The 12,892-nt window shown below is 46.4% G+C and carries 10 protein-coding genes and 2 pseudogenes; 10 read left to right on the forward strand and 2 right to left on the reverse strand.

Annotated features, from left to right (window positions below; translation table 11 throughout):
- The first annotated feature begins 206 nt into the window (after positions 1 to 206).
- The 4 genes and pseudogenes from BDD26_RS04590 to BDD26_RS04605 all read left to right on the forward strand — a co-directional run.
- On the forward strand, positions 207 to 1,172 hold the full coding sequence (locus tag BDD26_RS04590; protein ID WP_115825658.1) for a hypothetical protein: 966 nt from the start codon (positions 207 to 209) through the stop codon (positions 1,170 to 1,172).
- Positions 1,169 to 1,564, forward strand: a complete 396-nt coding sequence (locus BDD26_RS04595) for a DUF1240 domain-containing protein (protein WP_115825659.1) — start codon at positions 1,169 to 1,171, stop codon at positions 1,562 to 1,564. The genes BDD26_RS04590 and BDD26_RS04595 overlap by 4 nt, the downstream gene beginning before the upstream one ends.
- Before the next feature lie 227 nt (positions 1,565 to 1,791).
- Positions 1,792 to 2,880, forward strand: a pseudogene (locus tag BDD26_RS04600) (phage major capsid protein); the annotation flags it as partial.
- 42 nt (positions 2,881 to 2,922) lie between these two features.
- Positions 2,923 to 3,228: pseudogene (locus tag BDD26_RS04605) on the forward strand (transposase); the annotation flags it as partial.
- Positions 3,229 to 3,237: 9 nt separating this feature from the next.
- Here the strand turns inward: BDD26_RS04605 and BDD26_RS04610 are convergent.
- Positions 3,238 to 3,525, reverse strand: coding sequence for an antirestriction protein (locus BDD26_RS04610; RefSeq protein ID WP_244922650.1), 288 nt, complete (start codon positions 3,523 to 3,525; stop codon positions 3,238 to 3,240).
- Between the two features lie 60 nt (positions 3,526 to 3,585).
- Complete coding sequence (locus BDD26_RS04615) at positions 3,586 to 4,017, reverse strand: antirestriction protein (RefSeq protein ID WP_115825660.1); 432 nt, start codon at positions 4,015 to 4,017, stop codon at positions 3,586 to 3,588.
- A 721-nt stretch (positions 4,018 to 4,738) separates the two neighbouring features.
- Between BDD26_RS04615 and BDD26_RS04620 the strand changes: the two genes are divergently transcribed.
- The 6 genes from BDD26_RS04620 (at position 4,739) to BDD26_RS04645 (ending at position 12,622) form a co-directional block, all read left to right on the forward strand.
- The gene (locus BDD26_RS04620) at positions 4,739 to 6,964 is read left to right on the forward strand and encodes a cytochrome P450 (protein WP_115825661.1); all 2,226 of its coding nucleotides are present in this window, start codon (positions 4,739 to 4,741) and stop codon (positions 6,962 to 6,964) included.
- Complete coding sequence (locus BDD26_RS04625; protein ID WP_115825662.1) at positions 6,961 to 7,758, forward strand: class I SAM-dependent methyltransferase; 798 nt, start codon at positions 6,961 to 6,963, stop codon at positions 7,756 to 7,758. Before BDD26_RS04620 ends, BDD26_RS04625 begins: the two co-directional genes overlap by 4 nt.
- 72 nt (positions 7,759 to 7,830) lie before the next feature.
- Positions 7,831 to 8,376: an isopentenyl-diphosphate Delta-isomerase gene (gene idi / locus BDD26_RS04630; RefSeq protein ID WP_115825663.1), complete on the forward strand. Its 546-nt coding sequence runs from the start codon at positions 7,831 to 7,833 to the stop codon at positions 8,374 to 8,376.
- 401 nt (positions 8,377 to 8,777) lie between these two features.
- Positions 8,778 to 10,187, forward strand: a complete 1,410-nt coding sequence (dnaB, locus tag BDD26_RS04635; RefSeq protein WP_038264114.1) for a replicative DNA helicase — start codon at positions 8,778 to 8,780, stop codon at positions 10,185 to 10,187.
- Positions 10,188 to 10,249: 62 nt separating this feature from the next.
- Positions 10,250 to 11,329, forward strand: coding sequence for an alanine racemase (gene alr, locus BDD26_RS04640; RefSeq protein ID WP_115825664.1), 1,080 nt, complete (start codon positions 10,250 to 10,252; stop codon positions 11,327 to 11,329).
- A 96-nt stretch (positions 11,330 to 11,425) separates the two neighbouring features.
- Entirely contained in the window at positions 11,426 to 12,622 is a 1,197-nt protein-coding gene (locus BDD26_RS04645) for an amino acid aminotransferase (protein WP_115825665.1), read from the forward strand.
- Positions 12,623 to 12,892: the final 270 nt, after the last annotated feature.

The raw sequence follows: 12,892 nt of genomic DNA on the forward strand, positions 1-12,892 counted from the left end.
GAATGAATCTGGGGAAGATAAATTTTGTACATCAATACGTTTTTTTTGTGGCATTACCTGAAATTTAGATTGAGTAATTATCTGATTTTACCTAAGAATGGAAGTTCATCACAAATTTACTGGTGTACTTTTATACATACTGGAATTGATAAGTATTGTTGTTATATTCTGCCTGATTAATATTGGATGTTACGGAGAATTTAAGAATGACACATAAGAAATATAATCCCACTTGGGATGGCTATATGGGCGATGTTTTAAGGGGTAATGTGGGGATTAATCAGCTAAAACCTCAACATGAATTTTTTGATGCCATTGGGTTAGAAAAAGTATTTAGGGATAATACCCAATATCACATCGTTCTTTCACTATCAGAAGCCAAAAGTATTATTGAGGATATCAGTCCCCACTTTCCACAAAATCCAAGTCATGGAGATGCATTTGCAAGAGTCATGGAAGCAGAAAATTCCAGTTACGGAGACTCATTCGCAAGAGGCACAGAAGTAGATAACAAGAAAAAAAATCCTATGTCATATGTATTTCCTATCACCGATCCTATTTCCACCTATGCGGGAAATATTTATGATTCACGTGGATTATATGATGTTATTCGAGAATTTAAGAGCTTGGGAATTAAAGCAATAGAGCATGTAGGAGAAAATGGAAAAAGGTATATTCACATATCAGGGCATGCAGGTCTTAGGCGTATTATCCGAGGTACGCGATATAGTGCCAATCATCCTCAAATGTTAATGATGGGAATAGGTCAGAAAGGCCTTAATTCAAGTATTATTGGTGGAGTTAGGTTTTGTATTATTTTTTCTATTGGATATAGAATTATTGAAGGTATATTTAAAGATGAATATACATTAGCTGATTTTATTGGCAACGTAACAATAGATATGGCTAAGACAGCTCTTATCGCTGCTTCCTCTTGGGCTGTAGGTTCATTATTAACAGCTACTGCGCTTGTAGGAGGGAGTATTGTTGCCGTAGCAGGTATTGTGTTCCTTGTTGGGATAGGTGTAGCTGTAGGATTGGATTATCTTGATAAACAATATCAAATAAGTGATAAAGTTATAAAATATATTAAAAATGAGATTGAAAGAAAGAAAAGGACACCAGAAGCTAACCTGCAACAAATATTTAATGGATTAGGTAATATTAGATGAAGAATAAATACATTAAATTATTAGGTTCTTTGATAATGCTTATTGTAGTTACAAGTATTATGATTCCTGTTAGCGAATACATTATTTCTTTAGTGCTTATGAAAGATTTGATAGTGTTTTCTGGTGCGGTTGTAATGTACGCTTTATCATTTCCACTCATATTTTATTCTATGGCAGGGTCTGCTTTTTTCTTCATATTTAATAGATTGCCAAAACATAATGAATTTATCGTGAAATATTTGAGCAAATTAATGTTTATTTCATTAATTATCGGTTTTCCGATATCTTTTTTTGTGAGTTATCAATTGAAAAATGATGGCTATTTGGTTTGTGAGAAAATTTCATGGATGTCACCTACTACTTATGTTAAAGACATTAAGTTATGTAATTGAAAATTTTTGTAAATATTCCGTTCTCATGTTTCCCCTTGTTTAGACCTCTTATTTAGAGGTCTTTTTTATTATTTTTCATGGTGTTAAATAGTGATTGCTGAACCATGTAGGTACGTTCTGACTTCAATAGCTCCGTAGTCTCTCCTCAAAGCGGTAGTTCTCAGACAGCTACCGCTTTCCCCCGAACCTATATGACAGCGAACCTTTAACCTACATGCAGAGGCACCATGAAGAAATTACTTGAATTACGCCAGCAAAAGGCCACTCTTACCGAACAAATTCGCACCCTGCTCACCAAAGCCGAAAACGAAAAGCGTTCCCTGACCGAAGATGAAGCCAAACAGTTTGACGAACTGCGCAACCAGTCCGACACGCTGAATACGGAAATCGCCCGTTATGAGGCACTGTCTGATGAAGAACGCAGTCAGGCAAAGAATCAGCCTGCCAGTGAAACACTCAGCAATGACGAATTGCGCCACTATATTCTGACCGGCGAAACCCGTACCCTATCTACAGGCGTACCCTCAGAGGGGGGTTATACCGTTATCCCGGAACTGAATAAACAAATCATGCAGCAATTGGCTGATGAGTCGGTCATGCGCCGGATTTGTACCATTAAGACCACCCGCAGCAACGAGTATAAACAACTTGTTTCGGTCGGTGGTGCGGCAGTGGCACACGGGGAAGAAGGTAAGGCACGCGGTGAGACTGGCACGCCGAAGATGGAAGAAGTGAGCATCAAGCTGTTTCCCATCTACGCCTATCCTAAAACCACCCAAGAGATTATTGATTTTAGCGATGTCGATATCTTGGGCTGGCTGACGTCAGAAATTGCCGACACATTCGTTGATACCGAAGAAACCGACCTTGTGAGCGGTGATGGCAGCAAAAAAGCGAAAGGCTTCCTGTCTTATCCCCGTGACACTCAAGCCGACAAAGTACGCACATTTGGCACATTGCAAAAACTGGAAGTCACCGCGCTTTCTGCTGATAGCCTGATTGACCTGAAATTCTTACTTAAAAACAAATACTGTAAAAATGCTGTCTGGGTGATGAATTCCAGCACAGCCGCGCAGGTACAGAAACTGAAAAACGGTAATGGAGATTATATCTGGCGGGAACGTTTACAGGCGGACGATCCCGATATACTGCTGGGCTTGCCTGTTCACTACCTCGAATTTATGCCAGAGGGTGTTATCGGTCTGGGTGACTTCAAACGAGGTTATTTCATTGTTGACCATGAAACCGGCATTCGTACCCGCCCTGACAATATTACTGAACCGGGATTTTATAAGGTACATACCGATAAATATGTTGTGGTCAACGAAAATTGGTCACCGCCTGAGAGTTTTTCCAAAATCTCGCGTCGGGAAATCAGTGCACTCGTTGGCGTTGCCCCCGTTAACCGTGACTCGGGAACCCTGCGGGATCGTCGAACCATCTTTGGCGGGCGCGCTGGAGTTCGGACAGCGCTGTATATGGCTACACTCGTGGCAACCCGTTTTAACCCGGTGATCAAGACGTTTTACAACCGCCTGTTGGCGGCGGGTAAGCCCAAAAAAGTGGCGCTTGTGGCTTGTGTACGCAAACTGTTGACCATCTTAAATGCGATGATTAGAAAAGATGAAGAATGGAAGGATTCGTATCATCAGATAACTCCATAAAAATCGCGTTCAAGACAGTTGCTCCTCATTCTGTGTATCCGGCACCGCGATACGGGCTGATACGATGGCCGTGACCGCCAGCCCGAAAGCATCGGCTGAAAGCGTGACCGTCAGCTGCGTAACCGGCAGGTAAACGGAATACGTTTCCGCCCGTGTCGGCACCATATAAGTCAGCAATTCAGACACCTGTCGGCTTGTCCATTGTTCAGGCTGATAATCGCTACATAACGTCGATGCGGTATTCGCCAGCAGGAATCCCAGAAACAACCGTTCCAGCGGGGTTTTGTCGGGAAACACGACCGACAGCGCAAGACTGTCCAGCATAATCAGTTCATTATTTGGCATCACGTTCTCCGGTTATGCACCCTTTAAGCCCAAAGCAGCCCGGATACACGAAGCCTGAGGATGTTGCAGCGCATATTCACGCAGGGCGCAAAACCGTTCAGCGTACCCGTCCAGCTTCATCAGGGCCGTCAGATACCCCAATACGCTCAGGGTTACCATCAGTCCGAAGGCATCGGCAGAAACCTCACCTTTAAAATCCGTTGTTTCAACCCTGACCCCTGAGGGATCCGGCCGTACCGGTACAATATAGGCGATAGTGTCTGACACTTTCCGGTACTGCCACTGATCACACCGGTCATCATCACACAGCACGGCGGCGGCTTTAATGAACGTATGCTCCAGCAGCGTCAGCTCCAGCGAACCGGTGTGCGGAAAAATTTCAGCAAAGGGGGAGTGTTCAGACGCGGGCACGATGTCCGTGACCGGGGAGGTATTTTGTTGCATGGTATTCTCCTGAATAAAACAACGGAGAACACCAAACCCAATGGGAAACGTGTTCCCCGTTGGGTAACTGGCCGGTTGGCCATAATGGATAAGATTAAGCAACCTTCATCGTCATCAGACTGACGATATCTGCTTCCAAAGGTGCGCAGATGTACCACACGGTAGTGCACTCCCTTGCAGGCTACAGGAGTGTTGCTGTCGCTGCCCGAAGGTGATCCTCACAAGCGACCGGATCATCAATAAGTCCGACTACGCTAATCAACGGACATCATCAGGTCAATGGGTAATTCATTTTTCGGGATAAAAAATCATGTCAGGAATACAGTGAACTTTGGGGTTAGTCGGGAGGCAGACTGTCAATGCTCATTTCACACAGTGACCTGTTCTGGCCATTTGGTCTAACACATTTATGTCCATTGTGTGTTAGAGCTGATACTCGCAACATTTCCACAAGATTCCGTTTGACTTAGCTTTATCGCTTACATTTAGTGGGAAAATAGCTCCTTTCGCTTCGATAGCAATTCACAATGTAGAATGCAAAATCACAGAAATTTCACGAAAGCTTGTAATAAACCATCATTAATTTCACATTATTTATTATTTTTATTCAAGAAATTTACATCTATTACTTGTTGTTTATTTACTAAGCGAGTATTTATAGGCAAGGAGAGATGTAGACAAATTCGAAGAAAAAAGTTGGCTCAATCAAGAAGAGGCAATCATGCCACCAGTATACAGCAAAGACAATCCCGGTATCAGCCATGACAGTCATTTACAGTCAGCTCCCTTGATCATCCCTGAGATTAGGCTTCCTTTCGCCGGGCCTCCACCTCGTTCAGATAGCGAACAATTGCGGACAAATGCTCTCTCTTGGGCACTGCAATACGGTTTGATCGGCCGCCGTGGAGCACATAGGCTGAACACCACTCCGCTGCTCGAACTGGGGATATCGTTGTGCGGACGGGCTTCAACACACCGAGCCGGGATTCTGGTGTGCTGGTATCTCTGGACGCTCATTCTTGATGACCGCATTGATGACGGACCATGGGCGGAAAACGGTGTGTTGGATCGTTTTATCACCGCGGTGCAGGCTGTGACCGAGAACGACCGTGCTGAATCGGCAGGTAAAATCAGCCGATTTGATGACCCTATGCTCGTTGCCTTGGCCAATGATCTGTGGCCGCGGACTCGATACTTGGGTAGTGAGTGTTGGCGGCATCGACTCGTGCGGCATTTGATCCGACATCTGCGTGCGCAGGCGATGCTGGTACGAATGCGGGAAACTAATACTGCGCTCACACTGGCCGAGTATCTGCCGTTACGCCGGGATTCGTTCGGTGCACTGTTCTTCTTTGATCTCATTGATGCGGCTGAAACACTCGATCCCTATCAGCATTCAGCGGACATAGAATGGTGGAACACGCTGCGTGAACACTGTGCTGATATCATTGCCTGGACGAACGATATCCATTCGATTGCCAAAGATGTGGTGTGTGGTGAGCGCTTCAACCTGGTGTCGATACTCGCGGACACAGCTGGCACCGACTGGCCTACCGCGATCGAATCCGCATATCAGATGGTGAATACGACGGTCGCGGAATTCACTGCAGTTGCCGTTCGGCATACAAATCCTCGGCCAGCCGCCGCGACCAACCCGGATCGGTTAAGTCAGGTTGTCCAGGCAGCGAGCAATTGGCACCGGACTGTTTCTCGCTATCACCTGCATGCTGACGATTCTACGGTGCAGGCCAACCGGCAAGTGGATCTGAAACTCACCCCACCGACTCTGAAATCCCGGCAATTCGAAATCGATCCCTACCCCTTGTATGAGCGTTTACGTACCACTATGCCAATCGTCTACGACGAACCCACGGATGTGTGGCTGGTCAGTCGATATGTGGATGTCAAAGCCGCATTGACTCATCCCGGAGTGAGCAACAACAACTACAGCTGGCAGATTGGACCGCTGTTGGGGCATACCATTGTCTCTATGGACGGCTGTGAACACGCCCAGCACCGGGCGTTGCTTAGCCCAGCGTTTCGTAGCAAAACCCTCGAAGTGCTTGAAGCATCCATCACCTCAGTGACCACTGACCTGCTGACACACATGCATGGCCGCCCCCAGGTTGACCTCATTGCCGATTTCGCAGTAGTACTGCCAGTGCGGGTGATGGCTCGCGCGCTGGGTCTCCCGGCTGAAACCTCCGAGGAAGTGGCGCAGCTAAAGAGCTGGTGTGCTATCGGTTTCGATTACCTGAGCAACTATCGACAGGATCCGGCACTGTTGACTGGCGGATTATCCAACCGAGACAGTTTCTACGACTTCATCCAACCACACATCGACGCCCGCCGTGCTGAACCCACAGACGATTTGATCTCACAGCTCTTGACGGCACGGATTGACGGTCAGCCGTTGTCAGAGGCGTTTGTCCGAGCCTACTGTGCGATTCTGATGACAGCAGGTAGCGAGACCAGTTATGCTGCCTTGGCTAATCTCATTGTTAACCTATTGAACGAGTCCGGCGTCAAAGATGCAGTGATGGCTAATCCAGACTTGATGGACAATGCGCTCACCGAAACCCTGAGACGCAACCCTCCTATGCAACTCGTACTCCGGGAGGCGCGGGAATCGCTGAAACTACCATCGGGAACGATTCCTTCTGGCGCGACCCTGGCCTGCCTGATCGGTTCGGCCAACCGTGATCCGGATCGATTCACCGACCCTGACACCTTCAATATGTCTCGCATCAATCAGACGACAACTCATTTTGCCTTCGGCGCGGGGCGTCACTTCTGCTTGGGGGCTCTGCTGGCTCGGATGGAGATCACGATCGGCGCTCGCATGCTGCTACAGACCTACCCAAACATCCGCTGGGCTCCGGGGTTCCAACCTATCGAACGCGGATTCCTCAGCCGCCGTCCTGATCGATTGGAGGTCGTACTATGACCATTACTGACCCCGCCGAAGAACCCGGTTACACCAGCAGCTATCTCGGTGATCAACACGCTGGCCAATTGACACGGCTCCGCACTCTGGAATGTGCCTTTGACCCGTTGAGTCAAGAAGTTTTTGATCAGCTAGATCTTCCGGAAAAGTCTGCCATCCTCGATCTCGGTGCTGGGGCCGGATCACTGGCTGGCTGGCTGACCAAGCGATATCCTGACGCAACTGTCACCGCCACCGACATTGACACCCGATTTCTCACCGATATACCTGGCATACAGGTGATCACCCATAATGTCGCGACTGATGATTTTCCTGCTGCCTCCTTTGACGTGGTACATGCTCGGGCGCTACTGTGTCACCTCACCGAACGCGAAGACATATTGACTCGAGCCGTTACCTGGGTTCGTCCGGGGGGCTGGTTGGTGATCGAAGATATAAGCCTACAACCGAGCTTGAAAACGGCTAGCCCGTTGTTTCGAAAAGTCGCCCAAGCCGGAGTTACTCTCTTGGAGCAGTCCATTGGTTCCGACATGCTCTGGGCTGATACTCTTCCCGGACGGTTATGTGACCGGGGACTTTCCAATATTGGGTGTCGCACCCTCGAAGGCCGGATCGGCGACAACAGCCCAGCTGATACCTTCTGGGCAGCAACCACCTCACAGGCTGAGCAAGCGCTGCTAAAACTCGGGCTACTCACCCAGAACGACCTTGATGCCATGGCCAATCTACGTGCCGCTCCAGAATTCACCGAAGCAGCTTTGACATTAGTCAGTGCCTGGGGACAAGTCTCCTAACTTAGAGAGAACTCTCTTCGTACACCGACAACACTGTTGACGGGCGCGTAATTGTACCGGAAGGAATACAGAATGACCAATGATGTAGTAGTGTTAGTTGACGCACAAGATGTACAGATCGGTGTTTGTGACAAACGCGTCGCTCACTTAGGAGCAGGACAACTCCATCGCGCATTCTCGGTGTATCTGATCGACAGCACCGGGCGCCATCTCCTCCAATGTCGTGCAGCAGGTAAAATGCTTTGGCCAGGTTTCTGGTCAAATGCTTGTTGCAGTCATCCTGCACCTGGTGAGACTATTACGGATGCTGCGTCTCGTCGCCTACGCGAAGAATTAGGAATCTCTGCCTCCTGTCGCTTTCTATATAGTTTTGAGTACTATGCTCGCTTTGGTTCGATCGGTGCAGAACACGAATTATGTCACGTGTTGGTTGCTCAATCTGATGCTGTGGTCTCCCCAGCGACTGAAGAAGTCTGCGAGACCAAGTGGCTGACTCGCGCAGAAATATCAGCCCAACTTTCAGAATCGGAAGCACAATTTACTCCTTGGTTTCGAATGGAGTGGCGTCGCCTTCTATCGGAGCACCCTTCGTTCGACACACCAACATTGCAGGAATAAATGAATCACCCCGGTTTTCCTAGTGCCTCAGCCGTAATTGCTATGTAATCAGAGCCAATATGACCAATGTAAAATCTGTTCGACTGCCTCTCCCATTTTCTCCATCAATTTTGACTACAGCTTACGCAGTTCCATCATATTGAGGGCTATCAGTCCCTCTGGCGTTTTTTTCTCCTGTATCCGCAAGACCGCCAAAACCGCATGAGCTAGAGGGAACTCTAACTCACCTTTGTCCAGAAGCGAGTTAGAGATAATCTGTGAATAATCGGCTAAGTATCAAGATTGGTTTGCTCGTGTTCTGATGAGCAAATCAATTGATTTCATATATAATTACTCAAGGTTGTTTTCATGGCGTATACTGGTGCGCTATTTCGTTCTTGTTTAGTGGATTGATGCGGTACATGGCTGGAAGAAAACCAACTAACAACAGTATGGCTGAACCAAAAGATCGCCAAGTGGAAGGGCTGAAACTTCCACCACACTCTTTGGAAGCAGAGCAATCCGTGTTGGGCGGTTTGATGCTGGATAATGAACGTTGGGATAATGTATCCGAACGTGTCACCAGCAATGATTTTTTCAGTCGTCCACATCGGCGTATTTTTGCTGAAATGCAGCGTTTGCTTGAAACGGGCAAACCTATCGACCTGATTACATTATCAGAATCCTTGGAGCAAAATGGGGAGCTGGATAATGTTGGCGGTTTTGCTTATCTGGCAGAATTGTCAAAAAATACCCCAAGTGCGGCGAATATTAACGCTTATGCGGATATTGTCCGTGAACGTGCTGTTGTTCGCGATATGATCGCCGTTGCTAATGAAATTGCAGATGCGGGGTATGATCCACAAGGGCGCACCAGCGAAGAATTATTAGATCTGGCGGAATCAAGGGTATTCCAGATCGCAGAAAATAGGGCGAATAAAGATGAAGGCCCGAAAGGAATTGAGCAGATCCTGGAAGAAACGGTTGAACGAATTGAACAATTGTATCAACGTCCGCATGACGGTGTGACAGGGGTTTCTACCGGTTATCAAGATTTGGATAAGAAAACTGCCGGCTTGCAAAAATCTGACTTAATTATTGTCGCCGCACGTCCTTCAATGGGTAAAACCACTTTTGCGATGAACTTGTGTGAAAACGCGGCGATGATGCAGGATAAACCTGTTTTGATTTTTAGCCTGGAGATGCCCGGCAATCAGATCATGATGCGTATGTTGGCGTCTCTTTCCCGAGTAGATCAAACACGTATTCGTACTGGTCAGCTTGATGACGAGGACTGGGCGCGTATTTCCAGCACCATGGGGATTTTGCTGGAAAAACGCAATATGTATATTGATGATTCATCCGGTTTAACCCCTACTGAAGTGCGCTCCCGGGCAAGAAGAGTTTTCCGTGAAAATGGTGGGCTTAGCCTGATCATGATCGATTACCTGCAATTAATGCGGGTGCCTTCCCTATCTGACAACCGTACCTTGGAAATTGCTGAAATATCCCGATCACTCAAAGCATTGGCGAAAGAACTCCAGGTACCTGTTGTTGCGTTATCCCAGCTTAACCGTAGTCTGGAGCAGCGAGCTGATAAAAAGCCCGTTAACTCAGACCTGCGTGAATCAGGCTCTATTGAACAGGATGCTGACTTAATCATGTTTATTTATCGTGATGAGGTATATCACGATAATAGTGAACTGAAAGGAGTGGCAGAAATTATCATTGGCAAACAGCGTAATGGTCCTATCGGTACAGTGAGGCTAACGTTTAATGGTCAATGGTCACGGTTTGATAATTATGCAGGGCCAGGCTACAGCGACGAATAAGCAGCAATGAATGACGTATTATTGAAAACCTACTGACCGGAAAAGAATAAAAAGGGGACAAAATGAAAGCGGCAACTGCTGTTATCAACCGCCGCGCTCTGCGACATAATCTGCAACAGGTCAGGGCGAAAGCTCCGAACAGTAAATTGCTTGCAGTTGTGAAAGCAAACGCCTATGGACATGGTTTATTGGAAACTGCGTATACAATGGAAGACGCTGATTGTTTTGGCGTTGCACGAATAGGGGAAGCACTGGCTCTGCGCAGTAATGGAATCATCAAACCAATCCTGCTTCTGGAGGGTTTTTTAGGGGCGTCAGACCTCCCTGTTTTGGTTGTCAACCATATTGAAACCGTGGTGCACAGCATCGAACAACTTGAAGCTCTGGAACAGGCTGATTTATCTCATCCCATTAAGGTGTGGATGAAGTTGGATACGGGGATGCATCGTCTTGGCGTTCGTCTGGATGAAGCAGAAAATTTTTATCAACGCTTGAGTCGTTGCTGTAACGTCGAACAGCCCGTTAATATGATCACCCACTTTAGTCGTGCTGATGAACCACTGGTGGATACAACTGCCCTGCAAATTGAACGTTTTATGTCATTTATTGCGGGCAAAGCTGGTGAAAAATCGGTTTCAGCATCTGGGGGAATTTTGTTGTGGCCACAGGCACATCTGGATTGGGTTCGCCCTGGCATCATGATGTATGGTGTATCGCCGATGGCAGATAAAACTGCGGTTGATTTCAATTTAATGCCAGCGATGACATTGAAATCTAGCTTAATTGCTGTACGCAAACACAACTCGGGTGAATCGGTGGGTTATGGCGGTACTTGGATTAGTGAACGTGATACATATTTAGGCGTTGTGGCAATCGGATATGGTGATGGTTATCCCCGCAGTGCACCATCAGGCACACCCATCTTTGTTAATGGACGTGAAGTTCCTCTTGTTGGCCGGGTTTCCATGGATATGATTACGGTGGATTTGGGGCCTGATTGTCAGGACAAAGTGGGAGATGAAGTTACCCTCTGGGGGGCAGTCCTGCCTGCTGAAAGAATTGCAGAATATACAGGGATTAGTGCTTATGAACTGATCACGAAACTAACCTCACGTGTTGCAATGGAATATCTGGACGAATAATCGGGTTAAGTTATATTGTCTGTTATTGTGTTTTTATTTCACTGTTTGTATACAACAGTTTTTATGCTAACTACGTAGCAGGGGGAGTATAACGTCGTGTTCCAGAATGTTGATGCTTACGCAGGTGATCCTATACTTTCGTTGTTGGAAATGTTTAAAAAAGACACCCGCGTAGAAAAAATTAATCTGAGCGTTGGGCTGTATTACGACGAACAGGGTATAACACCTCAATTGCAGGCTGTTGCAACCGCAGAAGAACAAATGAAAGCTTTGCCACAGTCTGCGTCTCTTTATCTCCCCATGGAAGGTTTGCTTGGTTATCGGCTGGCAATTCAAGAATTGCTGTTCGGTAAAGATCATCCGTTGTTGCAGCAAAATCGTATTGCAACGATTCAAACAGTCGGAGGCTCAGGCGCACTAAAAGTTGGTGCTGACTTTTTGCATCGTTATTTCCCTGATTCTGAAGTGTGGTGTAGTGATCCGACATGGGAAAACCATTATTCAATTTTCTCTGGAGCAGGGCTCAAAGTAAATTATTACCCTTACTTTGATAATAAAACTAAAGGGGTAAGATTTGATGAAATGCTGGCAACTTTCCGGCAATTGCCGGCAAAAAGCATTATTCTGATGCACCCTTGTTGTCATAACCCAACCGGCTCTGATCTCACTAATGAACAATGGGATCAGGTAGTTCAGGTCGCTAAAGAGCGGGCGTTGATCCCATTCCTTGATATTGCTTATCAGGGACTTGCTGATGGGATGGAAGAAGATGCTTACGCGATTCGGGCAATGGCAAATGCAGAATTACCTTGTTTGATCAGCAATTCGTTTTCAAAAATCTTCTCCCTGTATGGTGAGCGTGTTGGTGGATTGTCCGTTATTTGCGATGATGCCGAAACAAGTGAATGTGTTCTGGGGCAATTGAAAGCCAGTGTACGTCGGATTTATTCCAGCCCACCGAATTTTGGTGCTCAGGTTGTAACAAGAGTCTTAGCTGATCCGTTACTAAAAGCGCAATGGCTGAAAGAAGTTGAGCAGATGCGTTTACGCATTCTGGAAATGAGAACTGTATTGGTTAGCGCATTGAAACATGTGCTGCCAGAGAAAAACTTTGATCATTTGCTGAAACAACGCGGTATGTTTAGTTATACCGGCTTTAACTCTGAACAGGTTAATCGCCTGCGTGGAGAATTTGGAGTCTATTTGATTGGTTCTGGCCGGGTTTGCATGGCCGGAGTAAACCATCATAACGTACAGCGTGTTGCAGAAGCATTTGCGGCAGTGAGTCAGTGATTTTTGATTCCCTGAATATTGGGGGAATTGATGAAGATAATCACTACAGCCCTTTGTTCTGGTATTAGGCAAAGGGTTTCTTTTATTCTACAGATATCTCTATTTAAGATAAAAATAAAAGATTTTTATCGGTTATTTCATGATAGTAAATCACTCACTATGTTAATTTATAATCGTTTTCTATATAGTAAGCATTGATATATATCAAGTACTGATATGTGAAATCTCGTTTCTCCCACCTTTATATTAAATAGCAAAAATGCTTAAACT

Source organism: Xenorhabdus cabanillasii, from assembly GCF_003386665.1.
Classification (GTDB): domain Bacteria; phylum Pseudomonadota; class Gammaproteobacteria; order Enterobacterales; family Enterobacteriaceae; genus Xenorhabdus; species Xenorhabdus cabanillasii.